This is a genomic window from Streptomyces sp. TRD_SC_5 (genome assembly GCF_056836825.1).
Window position 1 is genome coordinate 2,341,886 of the sequence record NZ_JBWZZS010000001.1, and the last position, 22,493, is coordinate 2,364,378.

Annotated in this window: 19 protein-coding genes and 2 tRNA genes; 6 read left to right on the plus strand and 15 right to left on the minus strand. The window is 68.8% G+C overall.

Translation table 11 applies throughout. The features are described 5' to 3' along the window. Nucleotides 1-63 precede the first annotated feature (63 nt). The 4 genes from AC1P0E_RS10770 to folC form a co-directional block, all read right to left on the minus strand. Nucleotides 64-1,083 (minus strand): rod shape-determining protein, encoded by a 1,020-nt coding sequence (locus AC1P0E_RS10770; RefSeq protein WP_093800865.1) that lies wholly within the window; start codon nucleotides 1,081-1,083, stop codon nucleotides 64-66. 289 nt (nucleotides 1,084-1,372) lie between these two features. Beyond that, nucleotides 1,373-1,786 (minus strand): nucleoside-diphosphate kinase, encoded by a 414-nt coding sequence (ndk, locus tag AC1P0E_RS10775; protein ID WP_482741951.1) that lies wholly within the window; start codon nucleotides 1,784-1,786, stop codon nucleotides 1,373-1,375. Nucleotides 1,787-1,876: 90 nt separating this feature from the next. Then, nucleotides 1,877-2,233 (minus strand): DUF4233 domain-containing protein, encoded by a 357-nt coding sequence (locus AC1P0E_RS10780; protein ID WP_482741952.1) that lies wholly within the window; start codon nucleotides 2,231-2,233, stop codon nucleotides 1,877-1,879. A gap of 5 nt (nucleotides 2,234-2,238) precedes the next feature. Continuing rightward, on the minus strand, nucleotides 2,239-3,762 hold the full coding sequence (gene folC / locus AC1P0E_RS10785) for a bifunctional tetrahydrofolate synthase/dihydrofolate synthase (protein WP_482741953.1): 1,524 nt from the start codon (nucleotides 3,760-3,762) through the stop codon (nucleotides 2,239-2,241). A gap of 161 nt (nucleotides 3,763-3,923) precedes the next feature. On the opposite strand from folC, the gene AC1P0E_RS10790 reads away from it, so the two are divergent. After that, nucleotides 3,924-4,949 (plus strand): rod shape-determining protein, encoded by a 1,026-nt coding sequence (locus tag AC1P0E_RS10790; RefSeq protein ID WP_482741954.1) that lies wholly within the window; start codon nucleotides 3,924-3,926, stop codon nucleotides 4,947-4,949. Between the two features lie 70 nt (nucleotides 4,950-5,019). Here the strand turns inward: AC1P0E_RS10790 and AC1P0E_RS10795 are convergent, their stop codons facing one another. Beyond that, a complete protein-coding gene (locus AC1P0E_RS10795; RefSeq protein ID WP_482741955.1) occupies nucleotides 5,020-7,644 on the minus strand; it encodes a valine--tRNA ligase in 2,625 nt (874 codons plus the stop codon). Between the two features lie 136 nt (nucleotides 7,645-7,780). Here AC1P0E_RS10795 and AC1P0E_RS10800 point away from each other — a divergent pair, with 136 nt between their 5' ends. Beyond that, nucleotides 7,781-8,767, plus strand: a complete 987-nt coding sequence (locus AC1P0E_RS10800) for a hypothetical protein (RefSeq protein ID WP_482741956.1) — start codon at nucleotides 7,781-7,783, stop codon at nucleotides 8,765-8,767. A gap of 110 nt (nucleotides 8,768-8,877) precedes the next feature. Here AC1P0E_RS10800 and clpX read toward each other — a convergent pair whose 3' ends face one another. From clpX to AC1P0E_RS10825, 5 genes are all read right to left on the minus strand, one after another. Then, nucleotides 8,878-10,173 (minus strand): ATP-dependent Clp protease ATP-binding subunit ClpX, encoded by a 1,296-nt coding sequence (clpX, locus tag AC1P0E_RS10805; protein ID WP_069928765.1) that lies wholly within the window; start codon nucleotides 10,171-10,173, stop codon nucleotides 8,878-8,880. Nucleotides 10,174-10,321: 148 nt separating this feature from the next. Then, nucleotides 10,322-11,002: an ATP-dependent Clp protease proteolytic subunit gene (locus AC1P0E_RS10810; protein ID WP_482741957.1), complete on the minus strand. Its 681-nt coding sequence runs from the start codon at nucleotides 11,000-11,002 to the stop codon at nucleotides 10,322-10,324. Between the two features lie 41 nt (nucleotides 11,003-11,043). After that, nucleotides 11,044-11,649 (minus strand): ATP-dependent Clp protease proteolytic subunit, encoded by a 606-nt coding sequence (locus tag AC1P0E_RS10815; protein WP_482745716.1) that lies wholly within the window; start codon nucleotides 11,647-11,649, stop codon nucleotides 11,044-11,046. Nucleotides 11,650-11,899: 250 nt separating this feature from the next. Next, nucleotides 11,900-13,303: a trigger factor gene (gene tig, locus AC1P0E_RS10820; protein WP_482741958.1), complete on the minus strand. Its 1,404-nt coding sequence runs from the start codon at nucleotides 13,301-13,303 to the stop codon at nucleotides 11,900-11,902. A gap of 176 nt (nucleotides 13,304-13,479) precedes the next feature. Then, nucleotides 13,480-13,556, minus strand: a tRNA-Pro gene (locus AC1P0E_RS10825). Nucleotides 13,557-13,693: 137 nt separating this feature from the next. Here AC1P0E_RS10825 and AC1P0E_RS10830 point away from each other — a divergent pair. Then, nucleotides 13,694-13,767, plus strand: a tRNA-Gly gene (locus AC1P0E_RS10830). 56 nt (nucleotides 13,768-13,823) lie between these two features. Here the strand turns inward: AC1P0E_RS10830 and AC1P0E_RS10835 are convergent. Continuing rightward, on the minus strand, nucleotides 13,824-14,018 hold the full coding sequence (locus tag AC1P0E_RS10835) for a hypothetical protein (protein WP_482741959.1): 195 nt from the start codon (nucleotides 14,016-14,018) through the stop codon (nucleotides 13,824-13,826). 517 nt (nucleotides 14,019-14,535) lie between these two features. Here AC1P0E_RS10835 and AC1P0E_RS10840 point away from each other — a divergent pair. Then, nucleotides 14,536-15,762, plus strand: a complete 1,227-nt coding sequence (locus tag AC1P0E_RS10840) for an acyltransferase family protein (protein WP_482741960.1) — start codon at nucleotides 14,536-14,538, stop codon at nucleotides 15,760-15,762. A gap of 6 nt (nucleotides 15,763-15,768) precedes the next feature. On the opposite strand, the gene AC1P0E_RS10845 is transcribed toward AC1P0E_RS10840, so the two are convergent. Together AC1P0E_RS10845 and AC1P0E_RS10850 are read right to left on the minus strand one after the other, a co-directional pair. After that, the gene (locus AC1P0E_RS10845; RefSeq protein WP_482741961.1) at nucleotides 15,769-16,233 is read right to left on the minus strand and encodes an HD domain-containing protein; all 465 of its coding nucleotides are present in this window, start codon (nucleotides 16,231-16,233) and stop codon (nucleotides 15,769-15,771) included. A gap of 152 nt (nucleotides 16,234-16,385) precedes the next feature. Continuing rightward, a complete protein-coding gene (locus AC1P0E_RS10850) occupies nucleotides 16,386-17,531 on the minus strand; it encodes a PP2C family protein-serine/threonine phosphatase (RefSeq protein WP_482741962.1) in 1,146 nt (381 codons plus the stop codon). Between the two features lie 106 nt (nucleotides 17,532-17,637). Here AC1P0E_RS10850 and AC1P0E_RS10855 point away from each other — a divergent pair, with 106 nt between their 5' ends. Then, nucleotides 17,638-18,870: a GNAT family N-acetyltransferase gene (locus tag AC1P0E_RS10855; RefSeq protein WP_482741963.1), complete on the plus strand. Its 1,233-nt coding sequence runs from the start codon at nucleotides 17,638-17,640 to the stop codon at nucleotides 18,868-18,870. 292 nt (nucleotides 18,871-19,162) lie between these two features. On the opposite strand, the gene AC1P0E_RS10860 is transcribed toward AC1P0E_RS10855, so the two are convergent. Together AC1P0E_RS10860 and AC1P0E_RS10865 are read right to left on the minus strand one after the other, a co-directional pair. Then, nucleotides 19,163-19,969 (minus strand): Fpg/Nei family DNA glycosylase, encoded by an 807-nt coding sequence (locus AC1P0E_RS10860; protein ID WP_482741964.1) that lies wholly within the window; start codon nucleotides 19,967-19,969, stop codon nucleotides 19,163-19,165. 314 nt (nucleotides 19,970-20,283) lie between these two features. Further along, on the minus strand, nucleotides 20,284-20,772 hold the full coding sequence (locus tag AC1P0E_RS10865; RefSeq protein WP_482741965.1) for a ribose-5-phosphate isomerase: 489 nt from the start codon (nucleotides 20,770-20,772) through the stop codon (nucleotides 20,284-20,286). Between the two features lie 181 nt (nucleotides 20,773-20,953). Between AC1P0E_RS10865 and AC1P0E_RS10870 the strand changes: the two genes are divergently transcribed. After that, a complete protein-coding gene (locus AC1P0E_RS10870; RefSeq protein WP_482741966.1) occupies nucleotides 20,954-22,432 on the plus strand; it encodes an amino acid permease in 1,479 nt (492 codons plus the stop codon). Nucleotides 22,433-22,493: the final 61 nt, after the last annotated feature.

Consider the following 22,493-nt stretch of genomic DNA (forward strand, 5'->3'; position numbering starts at 1 on the left):
CTGTATATCAACGATCCGCCGCACGAGAGGGAAGGCCTCGTACGGCGGATTCGTCGGAACGGCTCATCGCCGGGGCTGGGCGTCCAGTACCTGCTGGAGCGCCTCGAACTCCTCGACGCACTTGCCCGCTCCGAGCGCCACGGAGTCGAGCGGGTCCTCGGCGATGTGGATCGGCATGCCGGTCTCGCGGCGCAGGCGCTCGTCGAGACCGCGCAGCAGGGCGCCGCCGCCGGTGAGGACGATGCCGCGGTCCATGACATCACCGGAGAGCTCGGGCGGGCACTTGTCGAGCGTGGTCTTCACGGCGTCGACGATGGCGTTGACCGGCTCTTCGATGGCCTTGCGGACCTCGGCGGCGGAGATGACGACGGTCTTGGGCAGACCGGAGACGAGGTCGCGGCCGCGGATCTCGGTGTGCTCGTCCTTCTCCAGGTCGAACGCCGAGCCGATCGTGATCTTGATCTGCTCGGCGGTGCGCTCACCGAGCAGGAGGGAGTACTCCTTCTTGATGTGCTGGATGATCGAGCTGTCCAGCTCGTCGCCGGCGACCCGGATCGACTGTGCCGTGACGATTCCTCCGAGCGAGATGACGGCGACCTCGGTGGTGCCGCCACCGATGTCCACGACCATGTTGCCGGTGGCTTCGTGGACGGGCAGGCCCGAGCCGATGGCCGCGGCCATGGGCTCCTCGATGATGTGCACCTGGCGGGCGCCGGCCTGGGTGGATGCCTCGATGACGGCGCGGCGCTCGACTCCGGTGATGCCGGAGGGTACGCAGACGACGACCCGGGGGCGGGCCAGGTAGCGGCGCTTGTGGATCTTCAGGATGAAGTAGCGGAGCATCCGCTCGGTGATCTCGAAGTCGGCGATGACGCCGTCCTTCAGCGGCCGGACGGCAACGATGTTGCCCGGCGTCCGGCCGATCATCTTCTTGGCCTCGGAACCTACGGCGAGAATGCCGCCGGTGTTGGTGTTGATGGCGACGACGGAGGGCTCGTTGAGCACGATCCCTTTACCCCTGACGTACACCAGCGTGTTGGCGGTCCCGAGGTCGACAGCCATGTCACGGCCGATGAACGACATTGAGTTCCCCTTGTTCCCCATGAGGATGCGTCGGGCCTTCCCAAGTGGAGCGGTTGGCTTTTAGGACGGCGAAGTGGGTGGTGCGGGCGTGGAGGTTTCATCGTAGTGCCGCCTGCACGGATGGGCAGTGCGAGGGTCCTTCGCCATTGTGAGCGGAACACGTACCCGTCCCAGTAATGGTGACGTCGTGTCGGAGGGATCCGTTCCCCGCATCTTCCCGCATATGCCGGGGGGCGGCCGAATTACTTCGGTCGCCCCAGGCCATGACCTCTATTTGGCTGACGTTATGTCAGGAAATGCCGGGGAAGAAAAGCTTCAGCTCTCGCTCCGCGGACTCCTCGGAGTCCGAGGCGTGGATCAGGTTCTCCCGCACGATGCTCCCGAAATCTCCACGGATGGAGCCGGGCGCTGCGGCGATCGGGTCAGTGGGACCCGCCAACTGGCGTACACCCTCGATGACGCGCTCGCCCTCGACCACCAGGGCGACGACCGGACCGGAGGACATGAACTCGACCAGCGGCTCGTAGAAGGGGCGGCCCTTGTGCTCGCCGTAGTGCTGCTCCAGCGTCTCGTGGTCGAGGCCGCGCATCTCCAGCGCGGTGATCTTCCAGCCGGCCTTGCGCTCGATGCGGCCGACGACCTCGCCGATCAGCCCGCGTCGGACCGCGTCCGGCTTGAGAAGGACGAGAGTGCGCTGAGACATGTACGGCTCCTTGCGGGCATAGCGGATGCAATGCCCAGAGGCTACAAGGACACGCCGCAGGGACGGCACCCGGCACTGACCAGCGGCGGCCTACTGGGGCTGCGCCCCCGCCTCCTCCGCCTCCGCCGCCCACCGCGCCTTCGCTTCGTCGATCTTGCGGCCGTAGTGGATCGACGCCCACCACAGGCCCGCGAAGACCACGCCGAGGAAGAACATCGTCGGGACCACGAAACCGCTCGCGATCAGGCCGATCTGAAGCGCCCATCCGAGCTGCACCCCGCCCGGCCGGCCGAGCATCCCGCAGAGCAGCAGGGACAACAGCATCGCGACGCCGCAGACCGTCCAGACCGCGGTCATCGACAGGTCGTCCGACTTCATCGCGACCAGGCCGGCGAAGGCCACCACGAAGAACTCGCTGATCAGAGTGGACGCGCAGAGCATACGCACAGGATTCAGCCCCTCCCCAGGAGCAGCCGGGCCTCGCCGACCGTGATCACGGAACCGGTCACCAGGACGCCACCGCCCGCGAACTCGCCCTCTTCCTCGGCGAGGGTGACGGCAGCCTCCAGCGCGTCGTCCAGACGCGGCTCGACCTGCACGCGGTCGTCGCCGAAGACCTCGACGGCGATCGCGGCCAGCTCGTCGACGTCCATCGCGCGGTGCGTGGAGTTACGGGTGACGACAACCTCGGCGAGGACCGGCTCGAAGGCTTCGAGAACGCCCCGAGCATCCTTGTCGCCGCTCGTGCCGACGACCCCGATCAGCCGGCTGAAGCTGAACGCCTCGGTGACGGCCTCCGCCGCCGCCCGCGCGCCCGCCGGGTTGTGCGCCGCGTCCAGTACGACCGTGGGGCTGCGGCGTACGACCTCCAGGCGGCCCGGCGAGGTGACCGAGGCGAAGGCCTTGCGGACCGTTTCGTTGTCGAGTGTGCGCGCGTGCTCGGCGCCGATACCGAAGAACGCCTCGACCGCCGCCAGGGCGACCGCCGCGTTGTGCGCCTGGTGCGCGCCGTGCAGTGGCAGGAAGACCTCTTCGTACTCGCCGCCGAGTCCGCGCAGCGTGATCAGCTGGCCGCCGACCGCGACCTCGCGGGAGACGACGCCGAACTCCATGCCCTCACGGGCGACCGTCGCGTCGACCTCGACGGCCTTCTTCAGCATGACCTGGGCCGCGTCGACCGGCTGCTGGGCCAGGATGACCGTCGCGCCCTGCTTGATGATCCCGGCCTTCTCGACCGCGATCTCGCCGGGCGTGCCGCCGAGCCGGTCGGTGTGGTCCAGGTCGATCGGCGTGACGACGGCGACGGACGCGTCGATCACGTTCGTCGCGTCCCAGCTGCCGCCCATGCCGACCTCGACGACCGCCACATCGACGGGCGCGTCGGCGAACGCGGCATACGCCATGCCCGTCAGCGTCTCGAAGAACGACAGGCGGTGCTCCTGCATGCCGTCGGTCATCTCGACGTACGGCTGGATGTCCTTGTACGTCTCGATGAAGCGCTCGGGGTCGATCGGGGCGCCGTCCAGGCTGATGCGCTCGGTGATCGACTGCACGTGCGGGCTGGTGTAGCGCCCGGTGCGCAGCTCGAAGGCGCCGAACAGCGCCTCGATCATGCGGGCGGTGCTGGTCTTGCCGTTGGTCCCGGTGATGTGGACCGAGGGGTACGCGCGCTGGGGCTCGCCCAGGACGTCCATCAGCGCCGCCATCCGGACCAGCGACGGGTCGAGCCTGGTCTCCGGCCAGCGGCCCACGAGCTCCTGCTCGACGGCACGCAGGGCCTTGTCCACCTCCGGGTCCTGCGGGCGGCCTGCGGCGCCGTCGTCCTGCCGCGAAACGCCTTGGGTGCGCAGCGTACGGCTGCCTGCCTCGATCACCGCCAGGTCGGGGTCGCGGCCTGTCTCGGCCTGGACGATCTCCTCGAAGGCGTCGGGCTCGTCGGGGGTGTCGCTGTCATCGTGCGGGGGGAGCTGGCTCACGGCACCAGTCTACGGAGCACCACCGACAGCGCCCCGCCAGGACCACCGTGCCGCCTTTCGACCGCCCTTCGACCGCATTTACACCGCCTTCGGCTGCTCTGCGGCGGCGGATCCGGCGATGTCGTGCCAGCCTGGGAAACCACGATCGGAGGTTTCTCCAGATGGGTGACACGGCCAAGGACATCGGTATAGACCTGGGAACGGCGAACACCATCGTCTACGCCCGGGGCAAGGGCATCGTCCTCAACGAACCGTCCGTGGTGGCGGTCCAGGCGAGGTCCGGCACGGCTCTCGCGGTCGGCCGCGAGGCCAGGGACACCATCGGCCGGACGCCGGGTTCGATCACGGCGATCCGCCCGCTCAAGGGCGGTGTGATCAGCGACTACGCGGCAGCCGAGGAAATGATCCGGCACTTCGTGCGCAAGGCCGTGCCCGGCCGCAATGTCCGCACCCGAATGGTCCTGTGCGTACCGAGCGGGATTACGCCGGTCGAGGAGCGCGCGCTCGTCCAGGCGGCCGAGCGGGTGGGTGCCAGCACGGTGCATCTCGTCGACGAGCCGATGGCGGCGGCGATGGGCGCCGGACTGCCGGTGTCGAAGGCCCACGGTTCGATGGTGGTCGACATCGGGGGCGGCACCACCGAGGTCGCGGTGATCTCGCTCGGCGGGATCGTCGCGGCGTGGTCGCTGCGGGTGGGCGGCGACCGGCTGGACGCGGCGATCGCCGACCATGTCCGCAAGGAGCACGGTCTGCTCATAGGCGAGCGGACGGCCGAGGCCGTGAAGCTGGCGATCGGTTCGGCGTGGCCGGTGGCGGACGACCCGGAGCTCGAGAACCGCACCTTCGCGGTGGGCGGGCGGGAGAAAGCCCCCGGTGGGCTGCCGCACACCTTGGAGCTGTCCGCCGGCGAGATACGGGCGGCACTCGACGAGGCATGCGAAGCGGTCGTCACGGCGGTGAAGGCGACGCTGGAGGAGTGCCCGCCCGAGCTGGCCGACGACGTGATGGAACACGGCATCGTGCTCACGGGCGGCGGGGCGCTGCTGCCGGGGCTGGATCTGCGGATCGCTGAGGGCGCGGGGATCCCGGTGTTCGTGGCGGACGACCCGCTGGACTGCGTGGCGCTCGGAGCGGGCAAGTGCGTCGAGAACTTCGACGGGCTGGAGGAGTTCCTCGCCGACTGGTAGCCGGCCGGGCCGGTCGCGTACGACGAGGGCCCCCGCGCAAGCTGCGCGGAGGCCCTCGTCGTACGTATCCCTACTTCTCCGGCAGCGCGGCGAGCTGCGCGGTGATCCGCTCGATGTCCGTCTCGGCCTTGGCGAGCCGCCCGCGGATCTTGTCGACCACGTTGTCCGGGGCCTTGGCCAGGAACGCCTCGTTCCCGAGCTTGCCGAGCGCCTGCGCCTTCTCCTTCTCGGCCGCCGCGAGGTCCTTCGCCAGGCGCTTGCGCTCCGCCTCGACGTCGATCGTGCCCGACAGGTCGAGCTCGACCCTGGCGCCCGCGACCGGCAGGGACGCGGTGGCGTGGAAGTCGTCGCCGGCCGGCTGGAGGCGCAGCACCTGACGGATGGCCGCCTCGTGCGGCGCCAGCGCCGTCCCGTCCAGGGTCAGCCGGGCCGGGACCTTCTGGCCGGACTGGAGGCCCTGGTCGGAGCGGAACCGGCGGACCTCGGTGACGACCTGCTGGACGAAACCGATCTCCTTCTCGGCCTCGGCGTCGCGGAAGCCCGAGTCGTTGGGCCAGTCCGCGATGACGAGCGACTCCTTGCCGGTGAGCGTGGTCCACAGCGTCTCGGTGACGAAGGGGACGACCGGGTGGAGCAGGCGCAGCATGACGTCGAGGACTTCACCCAGGACGCGCGCGGAGACCTTGGCCGGCTCGCCGCCCGCGAAGAAAGTGGTCTTGGACAGCTCGACGTACCAGTCGAAGACCTCGTCCCACGCGAAGTGGAAGAGCGAGTCCGAGAGCTTCGCGAACTGGTAGTCCTCGTAGTACGCGTCGACCTCGGCGACCGTGGCGTTCAGCCGCGACAGGATCCACCGGTCGGTCGCCGACATCTGCGCGACGGGCGGCAGTTCGCCTTCGACCGTCGCACCGTTCATCAGCGCGAAGCGCGTGGCGTTCCAGATCTTGTTGGCGAAGTTGCGGGAGCCCTGGACCCAGTCCTCACCGATCGGGACGTCGACGCCCGGGTTGGCGCCGCGCGCGAGCGTGAAACGGACCGCGTCCGATCCGTACTCGTCCATCCAGTCCAGCGGGTTGACCGCGTTGCCGAAGGACTTCGACATCTTCTTGCCGAACTGGTCGCGGACCATGCCGTGCAGGGCGATGGTGTGGAACGGCGGGGTGCCGTCCATCGCGTACATGCCGAACATCATCATCCGGGCGACCCAGAAGAAGAGGATGTCGTAGCCGGTGACGAGGACCGAGTTCGGGTAGAACTTCTCGACGCTCGGGGTCTGTTCGGGCCAGCCGAGCGTGGAGAACGGCCACAGGCCGGAGGAGAACCAGGTGTCCAGGACGTCCGTGTCCTGGTGCCAGCCCTCGCCGGTCGGCGCCTCGTCGTCGGGACCGACGCAGACGATCTCGCCGTTCGGGCCGTACCAGACGGGGATCCGGTGGCCCCACCACAGCTGGCGCGAGATGCACCAGTCGCGGAGGTTGTCGACCCAGCCGAAGTAGCGGGGCTCCATCTCCTTCGGGTGGATCTTGACCCGCCCGTCGCGGACCGCGTCGCCGGCCTCCTTCGCCAGCGGGCCGACCTTGACCCACCACTGGAGGGAAAGCCGCGGCTCGATGGTCGTCTTGCAGCGGGAGCAGTGGCCGACCTGGTGGACGTACGGACGCTTCTCGGCGACGATCCGGCCCTCGGCGCGCAGGGCGGCGACGATGGCGCTGCGGGCCTCCAGTCGGTCGAGGCCCTGGAAGGGGCCGTGCGCGGTGATGACCGCGCGCTCGTCCATCACGGCGAGGTTGGGCAGACCGTGCCGCTGGCCGATCTCGAAGTCGTTCGGGTCGTGCGCGGGGGTGACCTTGACGGCGCCCGTGCCGAACTCGGGGTCGACGTGCTCGTCGGCGACGACCGGGATGCGGCGGCCGGTGAGCGGCAGCTCGATCTCGGTGCCGACGAGGTGCGCGTACCGCTCGTCGTCGGGGTGGACGGCGACGGCGGTGTCACCGAGCATCGTCTCGGCGCGGGTCGTCGCGACGACGATCTCGGAGTCCCCCGAGCCGTACCGGATGGAGACGAGCTCGCCGTCGTCCTCCTGGTACTCGACCTCGATGTCGGAGATCGCGGTCAGACAGCGCGGGCACCAGTTGATGATGCGCTCGGCGCGGTAGATCAGCCCGTCGTCGTACAGCTTCTTGAAGATCGTCTGGACGGCCTTGGACAGACCCTCGTCCATGGTGAAGCGCTCGCGCGACCACGCGACGCCGTCACCGAGGCGCTTCATCTGACCGGAGATCTGGCCGCCGGACTCGTCCTTCCACTGCCAGACGCGCTCGACGAACGCCTCGCGGCCCAGGTCGTGGCGGGACTTGCCCTCCTTGGCGAGCTCGCGCTCGACGACGTTCTGCGTGGCGATGCCGGCGTGGTCCATGCCGGGCTGCCAGAGGGTCTCGTAACCCTGCATGCGCTTGCGGCGGGTGAGGGCGTCGATCAGCGTGTGCTCGAAGGCGTGGCCGAGGTGGAGCGATCCCGTCACGTTCGGCGGCGGGATGACGATGGTGTACGGCTCTTTGTCGCTCTTCTCGTCCGCTTCGAAGTAACCGCGCTCCACCCAGCGCTCGTACAGCTTCCCCTCTACCTCGGCCGGCGCGTACTGGGTCGGCAGTTCGGGGGCGGGGGCGGCTGGGTGCTGCGATGAGTTCTCGGTCACGGGCTCAGTTTACGGGCGTCACAGCCCCGTACCGAAACCGGATTCTTGGTAACGGTGAGGGCCCCGCCGCCCCGGGGTGCCGGTGGTTCCGCCAGGATGTTGGCAACGCATAAGTATCTGGAGGGGAACCCAGTCCATGAGCTACAACCAGCCGGGTCCGTACGGCGGGCAGCAGCCCGGTCCTTACGGCCAGCAGCCGCCGCAAGGCCAGCCGAACCCGTACGGTCAACAGCCCCCGCAGGGCCAGCCCGGCTACGGCTACCCCCAGCAGGCCCCGCCGCCGCAGGGCTACGGCTACCCGCAGCAGGGGCAGCAGCAGGCCCCGTACGGCCAGCAGCCCCCCTACGGCCAGCCCCAGCAGCCGGGCCCCTACGGCCAGCAGCCCCAGTACCCCGGCGGCATGGTCCCGCCGCCGCCGGGCGCGCCGAAGAAGAAGACCGGCCTGATCGTGGGCGTGGTGATCGTGGTACTGGCGGTGATCGTCGGCGGTGCGTACTTCCTGAGCCCCCGCGGTGGTGGCGGCGCGGTCGCCGACGACGGCAAGAAGTACAAGCTGACCGCGCCGGAAACGCTCCTGGGCGAGTACAAGAAGGACACCACCGCCGGCGCCCCTTCGAGCGGCGGTCTGCCCGCCAAGGACGCCGCGGAGATGGAAGCACTCGGCATCTCCAACGCCAAGCAGGAGAGCGCCAGCTACAAGTCCGGGGAGGGTACGACCGCCAAGCAGCTGCACTTCACCGGCGTCTGGGGCGAGATCGAGGACCCCGAGGCCGTCATCGACGCGATGTTCGAGAAGAAGGAGCAGGACTCCTCGGGGGGCCAGGTCGCGGGCCTGAAGGTCGAATACGTCGGGGAATCGGAGGCCTTCACTCCTGACGGGTTCGAGAACGGCGTGATGAAGTGCCGGATGGCGAAGATGTCGAGCCCGGGAGCCTCTGCCTCCGTGGGCGTCAGTGGTGGCGGCATCCACATCCCCACCTGCCTGTGGGCCGACCACAGCACCGTGGGCACCGCCACCCAGGCCGACGCGTCCACTCTCCTCGGCGGTAAGGGCGAGTCCCTGGAGGCGGCGGCCGCCACAGCGGCCAAGGTCCGCAACGAAGTGCGCGTCGAGATCAATTAGCCCGCACACACCGCAGGCACCGCACGCACCGCACGCACCGCACGCACAACGCGAAGGGGCGCCCGGCCAGTTGGACTGGCGGGGCGCCCCTTCGCGTACGTACGCAGCCGCTACGCGCTCTTCTCGTGGCGGCCGTCGTTCTTGATGATGCGCGGCTCGCGCGGGACCAGCGTCGGGTTGACGTTGTTGTGGACCACGTCCGCCGTGATGACGACGCGCGCCACGTCCTTGCGGGACGGGACCTCGTACATCACCGACATCAGGACCTCCTCCATGATGGCGCGCAAGCCACGCGCGCCCGTCTGGCGGAGGATCGCCTGGTCCGCGATCGCTTCCAGCGCCTCGCGCTCGAACTCCAGCTCCACGCCGTCGAGTTCGAAGAGCCGCTCGTACTGCTTCACCAGCGCGTTGCGCGGCTCGACCAGGATCTGGAGGAGTGCCTCGCGGTCGAGGTTGTGGACCGAGGTCAGGACGGGGAGACGGCCGATGAACTCGGGGATCATCCCGAACTTCACCAGGTCCTCCGGCATGACCTCCTGGAACTGGTCGCTCGCCTCGATCTCGCGCTTCGAGCGGATCGTCGCGCCGAAGCCGATGCCCTTCGCGCCCGCACGCGACTCGATGATCTTCTCGAGGCCGGCGAACGCGCCGCCCACGATGAAGAGCACGTTCGTCGTGTCGATCTGGATGAATTCCTGGTGCGGATGCTTCCGGCCACCCTGCGGCGGGACCGAGGCCGTCGTGCCCTCAAGGATCTTGAGGAGGGCCTGCTGGACACCTTCACCCGATACGTCGCGCGTGATCGACGGGTTCTCGCTCTTACGGGCGACCTTGTCGATCTCGTCGATGTAGATGATCCCGGTCTCGGCCTTCTTGACGTCGTAGTCCGCCGCCTGGATCAGCTTGAGCAGGATGTTCTCGACGTCCTCGCCGACATAGCCGGCCTCCGTCAGCGCCGTCGCGTCGGCGATGGCGAACGGGACGTTCAGCATGCGCGCGAGGGTCTGCGCCAGCAGCGTCTTGCCGGAGCCCGTCGGGCCCAGCAGGAGGATGTTGGACTTGGCCAGTTCGATCGCGTCGTCGCGGCCCGAGCCGCTGCCGGCGTTCTCGCCGGCCTGTACGCGCTTGTAGTGGTTGTAGACCGCCACCGAGAGCGCCTTCTTGGCGGGCTCCTGGCCGACTACGTACCCCTCGAGGAACTCGTAGATCTCCCGCGGCTTGGGGAGTTCCTCCCACCGCACCTCGGAGGTCTCTGCGAGCTCCTCCTCGATGATCTCGTTGCAGAGGTCGATGCACTCGTCGCAGATGTACACACCGGGACCTGCGATGAGCTTCTTCACCTGCTTCTGGCTCTTGCCACAGAACGAGCACTTGAGCAGGTCGCCGCCATCACCGATGCGTGCCACGAGGTGCTTCCCCTTCGCCTGGGAGACGCCACGTTCAGCGTCTCCTGGTGCCTCATATCCGACGGTACCTTGCCTGGCCCCCCGTTCGGGCCCCCCTTGGCACGGTTCACATTGACGTGGACTGTGCCAAGGGGCGGGCTGCCACGCGTCAGGCGCCCACTGGCGCGTTCTTGCGGGTGGACACGATCTGGTCGATCAGACCGTACGCAAGCGAGTCCTCGGCCGTCAGGATCTTGTCGCGCTCGATGTCGTCGCGGATCTTCTCGATCGGCGTGGTGGAGTGCTTCGCGAGCATCTCCTCCAGCTGCGAGCGCATCCGCAGGATCTCCTGGGCCGCGATCTCCAGGTCGGAGAGCTGCTCGCGACCGGTCTGCGAGGACGGCTGGTGGATCAGCACACGCGCGTTGGGCAGTGCCATGCGCTTGCCCGGCGTACCGGCGGCGAGCAGCACGGCAGCGGCGGAGGCCGCCTGGCCCATGCAGACCGTCTGGATGTCCGGCTTCACGAACTGCATCGTGTCGTAGATGGCCGTGAGGGCCGTGAACGAGCCGCCGGGGCTGTTGATGTAGATGGAGATGTCGCGGTCCGGGTCCATCGACTCCAGGCACAGCAGCTGCGCCATGACGTCGTTGGCCGAGGCGTCGTCGATCTGCACGCCGAGGAAGATCACGCGCTCCTCGAACAGCTTCGCGTACGGGTCGTACTCACGCACGCCCTGCGAGGTGCGCTCGACGAAGCGCGGAACGATGTAGCGGTTGTCCACCTGCGGGCCGGTGTAGAGGCCGCTCGCGGCGTTCGCTGAGTAGTTGCTCATGTGGGTGTTCACCATCCTGGTGGCGTTCGGTGGGCTGGGGAGACTCGGTACGGGGATCAGGCCCCGGTACCGCCGCCGCCCGGAACGCCCGAGGCGGAGCTGATGATCTCGTCGATGAGGCCGTACGACTTGGCCTCCTCCGCGGTGTACCAGCGGTCGCGGTCACCGTCACGGATGATCGTCTCGACGGTCTGGCCGGAGTGGTGGGCGGTGATCTCCGCCATGCGCTTCTTCGTACGCAGCAGCTGCTCCGCCTGGATCTTGATGTCCGAGGCGGTGCCGCCGAGGCCGGCCGAGCCCTGGTGCATCAGGATGTCGGTGTTGGGGAGCGCGAAGCGCTTGCCCGCGGAGCCGCCGGTCAGCAGGAACTGGCCCATGGAGGCCGCGAGACCCATGCCGATGGTGACGACGTCGTTCGGGATGTACTGCATGGTGTCGTAGACCGCCATGCCGGCCGTCACCGAGCCGCCGGGGCTGTTGATGTAGAGGTAGATGTCCTTGTCCGGGTCGGCGGCAAGGAGGAGCAACTGCGCTGTGATCTTGTTGGCGATGTCATCGTCGACCTGCTGGCCGAGGAAGATGATCCGCTCGCCGAGCAGCCGGTTGTAGACCTGGTCGCCGAGGCCTCCACCGATGGACGGCTCACCCGCGGCGTACGGCATCAGATTCGTCACGTATACACCTGCTCGTCTCTGACGGCTTCAACCGTCTCAGCGTCTTCGTACCGGAGAGCGGGGACTCCCCACTCTCCTCTTCATGGACCCTAACGCGCAGGTAGGACAACGCCATCCCGCTTCCCGAACTGTTCGCTGGGAGCGCAAGGTACGGGGCCGTACCCGCGTACGACGACGGGCCCGGACGCATGATGCGTCCGGGCCCGTCCCCGCAGATCGGATCGGATCAGACCGAAGCTCAGGCCTCGGTCGTCTTCTCGTCGGACTTGGCCTCGGCCTCGTCGGACTTGGCCTCGGAGGACGCCTCGGCAGCCTCAGCCGCCTCGTCGTCCTCGTCCTCGAGCTCGACGGCGTCACCGTTGGTGTCGGTGACCTTGGCGGCCTCGACGACGACAGCGAGCGCCTTGCCGCGGGCGACCTCGCCGACGAGCATCGGCACCTGGCCACCCTCGACGACGGCCTGGGCGAACTGGTCGGGGCTCATGCCGGAGGACTGCGCGCGCCGCATGAGGTGCTCGGTGAGCTCCTCCTGGCTGACGTTCAGCTTCTCCTTGTTGACGAGCTCATCGAGGATGAACTGCGTCTTGATGCCCTTGACCGCCTGCTCGCCGAGCTCGGCGTCGAACTCCTCGGCCGTCTTGCCCTGGATCTCGAGGTACTTCGCGAGGTCCAGGCCCATCTGGCCGAGCTGGTGGTTCTCCAGGTTGTGCTTGCGGGTCTTGACCTCGTCCTCGAGCAGCTTCTCGGGGATCGGGACCTCGACCAGCTCCAGCAGCTTCTCCAGGACGCGCTCCTGGGCCTGCGTGGCCTGGTCGTACTGCTTCATGTTCTCGAGGCGCTTGCGGCTGTCGGCCTTGAGCTCGTCAAGAGTGTCGAACTCGCTGGCCATCTGCGCGAAGTCGTCGTCCAGCTCGGGCAGCTCACGGGCGGTGACCGCGGTGACCTTGACGGTGACCTCGGCCTCCTTGCCCTCGGCGCTGCCGCCCTTGAGCGAGGAGGTGAAGGTGGCCTCGCCACCGGCCTCCAGGCCGGTCACGGCCTCGTCGATGCCTTCGAGGAGCTCGCCGGAACCGATGGTGTACGAGACACCCTCGGCCACGCCGTCCTCGAGGACCTCGCCGTCGACCTTGGCTTCCAGGTCGATCGTCACGACGTCGCCGTCGGCGGCGGCGCGCTCGACCGGGTTGGTGGAGGCGAAGCGCGCGCGCAGCTCCTCCACGGCCTTGTCGACGTCCTCGTCGTTGACCTCGACCGCGTCGACCTCGACCTCGATGCCGGAGTAGTCCGGGATCTCGATCGTCGGTCGGATGTCGACCTCGGCGGTGAAGGAGAGCAGCTCGCCGTCCTTCAGCTCGGTGATGTCGACCTCGGGCTGGCCGAGAACGTTCAGCTCACCCTCGTTGACAGCCTCGGTGTAGAACTTCGGAAGGGCGTCGTTGACGGCCTCCTCCAGCACAGCACCACGGCCGAACCGCTGGTCGATGACTCGGTTCGGGATCTTGCCCTTGCGGAAGCCCTTCACCGTGACCTGCTGGTTGATCTTCTTGTACGCCGCGTCGAGGCTGTCCTTGAGCTCCTCGAAGGGCACCTCAATGCTGAGCCGAACCCGGGTCGGGTTCAGGGTCTCCACGGCGCTCTTCACGGTTCGGTCTCCTTGGGGGCTGACTTCTGGGGTTCTGCTGGGCCGCGCGGGAGGCGGCTTCGCCGTTCGAGCCCGGCACATCAGACACACGGGCACGAGTTTGCATAGTAACGGCAAGCAGGAAGACTCCCACAATGCGATCTTGGTCGGGATCGCGCGGGATCAGTCTGTGGTGATGGTCGGGGTGGCCGGATTCGAACCGACGACCTTCCGCTCCCAAAGCGGACGCGCTACCAAGCTGCGCCACACCCCGTCGGTGCGACACGTAGGGTACATGCCCCCGGGCCGTACGGCCGCCGCTTTACGAGGGGCGTATCGGGTGTGCATCAACGGCCGGGGACCCGCTACGATGCTCTTCGTGCCGCGGTCACGTGACCTGCGGTGCGATGTGCGGGCGTAGCTCAATGGTAGAGCCCTAGTCTTCCAAACTAGCTACGCGGGTTCGATTCCCGTCGCCCGCTCCACGGCCTCCGGCCCGACTCGGTGATCAGTCACCGAGCCGGGCCGGACGCGTTTGTGCTCAGAAGCTGATCTGGTTGATGGTGTCCGCTATCGAATTCAGGAAGCGGTTGATCGAGGGCGCCATCCCGGTGGACGCGAGGAAGAAGCCGAAGAGCACGGCCACCACCGCCGGTCCCGCCTTGATCGAGCCCCCGCGGATCAACACCACCAGGACGATCGCCAACAGAAGCACCACAGACAGCGAAATGGCCACAACTGATCACACCCTCGGTCGGTCCGCCTTGCCGGCCCGGGAGCGCACGGCCCAGCACACTCCCGCAGGCACCATCGTGCCACCAACTCACCACTGGTGGTTGCCGGGTGACGGAACGTTGGTGGCCTGTTCACGCTGCCGGGAGGCCCGGCGTACACCCCGGGGCGCGGGCGCCGCACATACGCGCCGCTGAATTGGACTGCCCCGCACGGGAGTTAATAGACGTGATCGTTTCGCCATCCACACATCACGTTCGCAGGAAATTCGAATTGCGTGGACGCCCACACTTCACGGGTCGACAAAGGCGCAATGAACCGGACATATCGCCAGAGTCACCCTCTGACGGTATGCACCATTTAATCAGGATTAGTTACCCCATACGGCCTACTAGACGTGACCCGTGCCATAAAAACCCATCACTATGTCGACTTCTCCGTCCACGGGGTAGTCACAGCAATAGCAGAGAGCCGAGAACGAGGTTTTACGAAATCCATCCGGCGACGCTAGGGTGCCTCAGATGTTTCACGCTCCGCACGGATATCAGAGGGCGCCGCTCCCCCCGGCCCGGGAGCAGGAGCCCGAAACACCCCTTGCACGGACCGCCGCGACCAGCACCTCCCCACCCGGCGCCGAGGCAGTCCCCACCCCGGCCCGAGCCGCCACCCCCGTCCCCGCCCCGGCCGCCGCCCCGGCCCCGAAGCAGCGCGACGCGTTCTTCGACAACGCGAAGTATCTGGCCATCGTGTTCGTGGCGATGGCGCACATGTGGGAGCCGGTCATGGACGGCAGCCGCGCCACCCGCGCGCTGTACATGGTCGTCTACAGCTTCCACATGCCGGCCTTCATCATCATCTCCGGCTACTTCTCGCGCGGCTTCGACCTGAGCCCCAAGAAGATCCAGCGCCTGATCACCGGCGTCGCCGTACCGTATGTGATCTTTGAGACCGCTTATACGCTCTTCAAGCGATGGGCCGACGACCCCAGCCAGTCCATCAGCCTGCTCGACCCCTGGTACCTGACCTGGTTCCTGATCGCCCTGTTCGTCTGGCGGCTGACCACCCCGATCTGGCAGTCGCTCCGCCACCCCCTGCCCGTCGCGCTCGGCATCGCCGTACTCGCCTCCGTGACCCCCAACATCGGAGACGACCTCAACCTCCAGCGCGTGCTCCAGTTCCTGCCGTACTTCGTGCTGGGTCTGCTGCTGAAGCCCGAGCACTTCCGGATGGTGCGGCGCCGCGAGGTCCGGCTGCTGGCCCTTCCCGTCGTGCTCTGCACGCTGGTCTTCGCGTACTGGGCCGCCCCCCGCCTGGGGCTCGGGTGGTTCTACCACAGCAGCGCCTCGCAGCAGATCGGCGCTCCGTGGTGGGCCGGGGTCGTCATGACCTTCGCGCTCTTCGGCTGCTCGCTGGTCCTGACGGCCTGCTTCCTGGCCTGGGTCCCGGGTCGCAGGATGTGGTTCACGGTGCTGGGCGCCGGCACGCTCGGCGGCTACCTGCTGCACGGCTTCCTGGTGAAGGGCGCCGGTTACGCCGACCTGTTCGAGACGTACGCCTGGCTCTCCACCCCGCTCGGTGAGATCTTCGTGACCGTCGCGATCGCCGTCGCGGTCACGCTGCTGTGCACCCCGTTCGTACGGCGGATGTTCCGCTGGGCGATGGAGCCCGAGATGAACTGGGCCTTCCGCCGCGACCCGGTCGAGAACGCCCGGCAGCGGGAGCGCCGCCCCGCGGGCAAGGCCTCCTAGGGGGCCCTAGCGGGCAGCCCCGGCCCCGGGTTCCAGTCCCAGGAGTCGGCGTACCTCCGCGTATTTGAGCGTGAGACGGACCCCGGTCGCCTCGTCGAGCACGGCGAGGCGGCCGGGGTCCGCGTTGTGTGCGAGGTCCGCCTCCTTGACCAGGCGCGCGCCGGGCGTCGCGAGGATGCGCCGGGTGTACGCGTGCAGGTCCTCCCCCGGGCGCTTGGTCACCGCGAGCACCATGTCCTTGGTCGCCTGCGGCAGTTCGGCCGCGGCGAGCCAGTCCGCCGACAGGGCGTCGTCCTCCACCGCGTCGTGCAGCCAGGCGGCGGCGATCTGCTCCTCGGAACCGCCCCGCGCGCGGACGCCCTCGGCGACGGCGGCGAGGTGTTCGGCGTACGGGCGACCGGCCTTGTCGGTCTGCTTGGCGTGCGCGGCCCGGGCGATGGCCTCGACCTCGGCGAGAGTCATGTTCGGCATGGTCCGACTGTACGGATGTCCGTGCGGACCGTGTCAGGCGGCGACTCCCGCGTGGGCGGGATCAGGGCCGTCATGCGGGTGGCGATCTGTGCGGCACAGGCGCGGGGCAGGTTGAACGTCTGGAAGACGAAGTCCGGGGGACGCCCGCCGCGTTACGCGTCGTGGCAGATCAGGAGGAGTGCGCGGTCGTCGTTGACGTCCTTCGCCACCGCTTCGATCAGGTGCCATGCCGCGCCCTGGAAACCGCAGGACACGTAGCGGTCGGCCTCGCCCGTCAGGCGGTCGATGCCTTCCGCGATGTCCCGGCCGGACGCTTCCACCAGGCCGTCCGTGAACAGCATCAGTACGTCGCCGGGTGCCAGCGAGCCCTTGCACGAGTCGAACTGGGCGCCGTCGTACACGCCGAGCAGCGGGCCCTCGCCGGACTTCTCCTCCCAGCGGCCGCTCCCCGCGTGGAGCTGGAGTGCGGGGAGGTGGCCCGCCGACAGGAGTTCGTAGTCGCCGGAGTCCAGGTCGAGGACCAGGTGGATGGAGGTCGCGAAGCCCTCGTCCCAGTCCTGGCGCAGGAGGTAGCCGTTGGCGGCGGGCAGGAAGCCGTGCGGCGGAAGCGAGCCGAGCAGGCCGCCGAACGCCCCGGACAGGAGCAGGGCGCGCGAGGCCGCGTCCATGCCCTTGCCCGATACGTCGGTGAGTACGACCTCCAGGGTCCGGCCGCCGTTCGTCCGGGCCGCGACCACGAAGTCGCCGGAGAAGGACTGGCCGCCGGCGGGTCGCAGCGCCATCTCGCTGTGCCAGTTCTTCGGGAGGCGGGGCAGCGCGCTCTGCACCCGGATGCGTTCGCGCAGGTCGAAGAGCATCGTGCCGCCGCGTCGCCAGGGGACGCCGACCCTGGCCCGGAACTGGGCGATGATCAGGCCGAAGAAGCCGCAGGCGGCAACCGTGAGGACCGTGCCGGGGGTGACCGTGGCCGGGCCCTGCGTATAGGGACCGAGCACCACCGACTCCACGATCAGTCCGGTGGCGGCCGCGGCGTACAGCCCGAGCAGGCTGGCCGGGCGCAGCAGCAGGCCGCCGGCCACGATCGGGAGGACCAGCAGCGACGGCGCGCACCAGACCGGCGACACGATCGTGCCGAGGACGATCGCCGGCACGGTCAGCAGCAGCCCCGCCAGGGCGATCCAGTCCGAGCCGTCGCCCCTGAAGTAGTCGACGCCGGACTTGCGCAGCGCGATCCGGGCCCGGTGCGCCGACTTGCGCGTCCGTGCCGAGAACGATTCGGTTCCCACTCCACCTGCCATTGCGGTGGACCCTATCCATCCCCGCCCGTGCTCCGCAGGGGGACCCCTGTGACATTGTGTTCGAAATCGGGTCGCCCGGATGCCGGTGGCCTGGTAGGCATGGCATATGACCACCGAATTACGTGTGTTGCGGGCGAGTGAGTGGGACGACTGGTTCGAGGCGGTCGAACTTGCCTTCGGGGGTGTGGCGGAGAGTCCGGAGGAACGGGAGTTCGACCGGGCGGTGACCGAGCCGGCGCGGAGCCTGGGCGTCTGGGACGGGGATCAGTGCGTCGGCACTGCGAGCGCGTTCTCCTTCCGGCTGTCCGTTCCGGGCGGCGCCCTGGTACCGGCCGCCGGCGTGAGCCTGGTGAGCGTCGCGACGACGCACCGGCGGCGCGGGGTCCTGACCGGGATGATGCGGCGCCAGCTCTCCGACGTACGGGAATGGGGCGAGCCGCTCGCGCTGCTCACCGCCTCGGAGCCCGCGATCTACGGCCGCTTCGGGTACGGCGCCGCCACGCAGCAGCTGTCGGCGGAGATCGACACGTCGCGAGTGCGGCTGGCGGTGCCGGCGGGAACGGACGACGTACGGCTCAGGTTCGCGAAGCCGGCCGACGCGCGGGACGCCTGCGAGACGGTGTACGCGCGAAACGTGCCGGCCCGGCCAGGAATGCTCGCGCGCCGGCCGCACTGGGAGCGGATGCCGTTGCTCGACCCGGAGAGCGACCGCGACGGGGCTTCGCCGCTGCGGTGTGTGCTGGCCGAGCGTGCGGGTGATGTGGTGGGGTACGCCCGGTTCCAGTTCAAGCCGGAGTGGAATGGGGCCGGCTCCGACGGCGCGGTCGTACTGCGCGACCTGGAGGCGCTCGACCCGGCGGCGTACGCGGCGCTGTGGCGCTTCCTCTTCGACATCGACCTGGCGTCGAAGATCCGGGTGCGGAACCGGCCCGTGGACGATGCCTGGCAGCACCTTGTCTCCGACATCCGGCGGTGCGACGTACGGCTACGGGACTCGCTGTACGTTCGGCTGGTGGAGCTGGGGGCGGCGCTGGAGGCGCGGGCTTATCAGGCGCCGGTGGATGTGGTCTTCGAGGTGGCGGACGCGTTCTGCCCCTGGAACGAGGGGCCTTGGCGGCTGACCGGCGACGCGAAGGGGGGTGCGTCGTGCAAGCGGACGGGCGAGGCGGCGGATCTCGCGCTGTCCGTGCGGGAGTTGGGCGCGGCGTACCTCGGCGGCGTCAGCCTGGCGTCACTCGCGGCGGCGGGCCGGGTGCGGGAGCTGCGGCCGGGGGCGCTGGCCGAGGCGTCGGTGGCGTTCGGAGCCGGGGTCGCGCCCTGGCTTCCCCACGGCTTCTGACCGGGCCGCCGCTCGGCGACTCCCCCCGCCGGGAGGAAACACCCCGCCCCGCGCCCGACGCCGCCCCGCAACCCACGGCGCCGGGAGGGTACGTGCCGGGGCGCTCCCCGCAGGGCGTTGAACGCAACCACCCCAACGAAAACCGGTGTACCCGAACGTTCGACGCCCGAGGAGACGCCCCGGCGCGGCACCGACCCCAACACCTCGGCGCACGAAGCCCGGGAAGCGGCACCGACCCCAACACCCCCGCCCCCGGCGGACGAACCCCGGGAGGCGGTACCGGCCCCCGGGGTCAGCTTTGGCAGGTGGGGCACCAGAAGAGGTTGCGGGCGGCGAGAGCGGCGGTGCGGATCTCGCCGCCACAGATGTGGCAGGGGAGGTTCGTCCGGCGGTAGACGTAGACCTCGCCGCCGTGGTCGTCGATGCGCGGCGGGCGGCCCATCGCTTCGGGCATGTGGTCGGGGCGGACCGTGTCGATGCGGTTGTTCCGTACGCCCTCGCGCATGAGGACGGCCAGGTCGGCCCAGATCGCGTCCCACTCGCGGCGGGTGAGGTCCTTGCCCGCGCGGTACGGGTCGATGCCGTGCCGGAAGAGGACTTCGGCGCGGTAGACGTTGCCTACGCCCGCGACGACCTTCTGGTCCATGAGGAGCGCCGCGACGGTGGTGCGGCTGCGGGAGACGCGATGCCAGGCCTTGTCGGGGGCGGCGTCGTCGCGGAGTGGGTCCGGGCCCAGGCGGTCGTGTATCGCCTGCTTCTCGCCGTCGGTGATCAGGGCGCAGGTGGTGGGGCCGCGGAGGTCGGCGTAGTGGTCGGCGTTGAGGAGGCGCAGGCGGACCGTGTCCGTGGGGGGCGGGGCCGGGGCAGCGCCGAAGCCGAGCTTGCCGAAGAGGCCGAGGTGGATGTGGATCCAGCCGGTGTTCTCGAAGCCGAGGAAGAGGTGTTTGCCGTGGGCGTCGGCGGTGGTGAGGAGCGTGCCGTCCAGGAGCGCGGCGCTGTCCGCGAACTTGCCCTGGGGGCTGGTGACGCGTACCCGGCCGCCGACGAAGCGGGCGCGGTGGTCGTCCGCGAGGCGGTGGATGGTGTGCCCCTCGGGCATGGGTCTGCGTCTCCTGCGGGTGGCCTTGCGTTGCTTCTGGGGGGTGCGGTTTGCGGGGCGGCGTTGGGGTCGGTGCCGCGCCGGGGCGTCTCCTCGGGCGTCGAACGTTCGGGTACGTCGGGTTTCGTTGGGGTGGTTGCGTTCAACGCCCTGCGGGGAGCGCCCCGACACGTCCCCTCCCGGCACCGTGCACGCGAGACCGGGGGCCCTGCGGGAGCGTCCCGGCACGTCCCCTCCCGGCACCGTGAAGTGCGATGCCGGGGGCTGCGGGCCACGGCAGTCCCTTGCGGCGGGCCCTGCCGCACGGGGTGTGGTTACGGCTGCTGCGGGTGGTGGGCCGGGATCGGGGGGAGGTCGCCGGTCCGCTCGTACTCGGCCAGCATGTCGATGCGACGCTGGTGGCGCTCCTCGCCGGAGTACGGGGTGGCGAGGAAGATCTCCACGAACTTCGTGGCCTCGTCCTGGGTGTGCATGCGGCCGCCGATGGAGATGACGTTGGCGTCGTTGTGCTCACGGCCGAGCGCCGCCGTCTGCTCGCTCCAGGCCAGCGCGGCGCGTACGCCCTTGACCTTGTTCGCGGCGACCTGCTCGCCGTTGCCGGAGCCGCCGATCACGATGCCCAGGCTCTGAGGGTCCGCGGCGGTCTTCTCCGCGGCACGCAGACAGAACGGCGGGTAGTCGTCCAGGGCGTCGTAGATGTGGGGGCCGCAGTCGACGGGCTCGTGCCCATGGGCCTTCAGCCACTCGACGAGATGGTTCTTGAGTTCGTATCCGGCATGGTCGGAACCGAGGTACACGCGCATGGGACGAGTGTGGCACGGGGGCGACCGGGTAGCCGTCGCCGGGGTGATGGTCTGCGTGCGCGTCGGGGGCGTGTTGCGGATTTCGTACGACGATCCGGAATTGGGACTTCCGTCCCGCGTCACTTCCAGTTTTAATGCGGGGGCTCGTAACCCGAGTGCCCCGAGAAGCTAAGGATTGCGCATGAGCGCGCAGCCGACCCTTGCGAAGACAGGCGAAAACCCCGAAGAACCAGGGAATCCGCAGCCTTCCGACGGTCTCCAGGCCGGTCTGAAAAACCGCCATTTGTCCATGATCGCCATCGGCGGCGTCATCGGCGCCGGCCTCTTTGTGGGGTCGAGTGGCGGCATCGCGGCCGCCGGTCCCGCGATTCTGCTGTCGTACACACTCGTCGGCGCCATGGTCGTCTTCGTGATGCGGATGCTCGGCGAGATGGCCGCCGCGAACCCGACGTCCGGTTCGTTCTCCGCTTACGCCGACCGCGCGCTCGGGCGCTGGGCTGGATTCTCCATCGGCTGGCTCTACTGGTTCTTCTGGGTCGTGGTGCTGGCGGTCGAGGCGACGGCCGGCGCGAAGATCCTCGAAGGGTGGATACCGGCCGTACCGCAGTGGGGCTGGGCGCTGATCGTGATGGTCGTACTGACCGCCACGAACCTGGTGTCCGTGTCGTCGTACGGCGAGTTCGAGTTCTGGTTCGCCGGGATCAAGGTCGTCGCGATCGGCGGCTTTGTGGTGATTGGCCTGCTGGCCGTGTTCGGTGTGCTGCCGGGGTCCGACAACCCGGGCGCCGGATTCGCGCATCTGACGGACAGCGGCGGGTTCTTCCCGCACGGGTACGGCGCGATTCTGACCGGTGTGCTGATGGTCGTCTTCTCGTTCATGGGCAGCGAGATCGTCACTCTGGCGGCCGGTGAGTCGTCGGACCCGCAGCGCGCCGTGACCAAGGCCACGAACAGTGTGATCTGGCGTATCGGCGTCTTCTACCTCGGTTCGATCTTCGTGGTGCTGACGCTGCTGCCGTGGAACGACAAGTCGATCCTCAAGGACGGGTCGTACGTCGCCGCTCTCAATTCCATCGGGATTCCGCACGCCGGTCAGATCATGAACGTCATCGTGCTGACGGCTGTGCTGTCGTGCCTGAACTCCGGGCTCTACACCGCCTCGCGCATGGCGTTCTCCCTCGGACAGCGCGGTGACGCGCCGAAGGCGTTCGCAGTCACGAACAAGCAGGGTGTGCCGACGGCGGCGATTCTGTCGTCCGTCGCCTTCGGCTTCGTCGCCGTCTTCTTCAACTACAAGTGGCCCGACACGGTGTTCGCGTTCCTACTGAACTCCTCGGGCGCGGTGGCGCTGTTCGTCTGGCTGGTCATCTGCTTCACGCAGTTGCGCATGCGCGGCATCATCCTGCGCGAGGCGCCGGAGAAGCTGATCGTGAAGATGTGGCTCTTCCCGTACCTGACCTGGGCGACCGCCGCGATGATCACGTTCGTCATTGTGTACATGGCGTTCGACGACGTGGCGCGCGAACAGGTGCTGCTGTCGCTGCTGGTGGCGGGCGTGGTCGTCGGTATCGCGTTCGTACGGGAGAAGCTGCGGCGCGGTCGGGACGCGGCTGCCGAGGCCGATCGCGGTGGCGTCGAGGACTCGGTCGGCTCGTTGTAGACCGGGCAGGGATATAGGGAAGGGCCCGCACCTCGTCTCGAGGCGCGGGCCCTTCCGTGTG

Excerpts from the sequence above, each read along its gene's own strand:
- AC1P0E_RS10850 (WP_482741962.1), bottom strand. The coding sequence starts at position 17,531 with ATGGCAGGTGGAGTGGGAACCGAATCGTTCTCGGCACGGACGCGCAAG.
- AC1P0E_RS10870 (WP_482741966.1), top strand. The coding sequence starts at position 20,954 with ATGAGCGCGCAGCCGACCCTTGCGAAGACAGGCGAAAACCCCGAAGAA.
- AC1P0E_RS10855 (WP_482741963.1), top strand. The coding sequence starts at position 17,638 with ATGACCACCGAATTACGTGTGTTGCGGGCGAGTGAGTGGGACGACTGG.
- AC1P0E_RS10770 (WP_093800865.1), bottom strand. The coding sequence starts at position 1,083 with ATGTCGTTCATCGGCCGTGACATGGCTGTCGACCTCGGGACCGCCAAC.
- AC1P0E_RS10815 (WP_482745716.1), bottom strand. The coding sequence starts at position 11,649 with ATGCCGTACGCCGCGGGTGAGCCGTCCATCGGTGGAGGCCTCGGCGAC.
- AC1P0E_RS10800 (WP_482741956.1), top strand. The coding sequence starts at position 7,781 with ATGAGCTACAACCAGCCGGGTCCGTACGGCGGGCAGCAGCCCGGTCCT.
- AC1P0E_RS10810 (WP_482741957.1), bottom strand. The coding sequence starts at position 11,002 with ATGGTGAACACCCACATGAGCAACTACTCAGCGAACGCCGCGAGCGGC.
- AC1P0E_RS10860 (WP_482741964.1), bottom strand. The coding sequence starts at position 19,969 with ATGCCCGAGGGGCACACCATCCACCGCCTCGCGGACGACCACCGCGCC.
- AC1P0E_RS10790 (WP_482741954.1), top strand. The coding sequence starts at position 3,924 with ATGGGTGACACGGCCAAGGACATCGGTATAGACCTGGGAACGGCGAAC.
- AC1P0E_RS10845 (WP_482741961.1), bottom strand. The coding sequence starts at position 16,233 with ATGCCGAACATGACTCTCGCCGAGGTCGAGGCCATCGCCCGGGCCGCG.
- ndk (WP_482741951.1), bottom strand. The coding sequence starts at position 1,786 with ATGTCTCAGCGCACTCTCGTCCTTCTCAAGCCGGACGCGGTCCGACGC.
- AC1P0E_RS10865 (WP_482741965.1), bottom strand. The coding sequence starts at position 20,772 with ATGCGCGTGTACCTCGGTTCCGACCATGCCGGATACGAACTCAAGAAC.
- AC1P0E_RS10840 (WP_482741960.1), top strand. The coding sequence starts at position 14,536 with ATGTTTCACGCTCCGCACGGATATCAGAGGGCGCCGCTCCCCCCGGCC.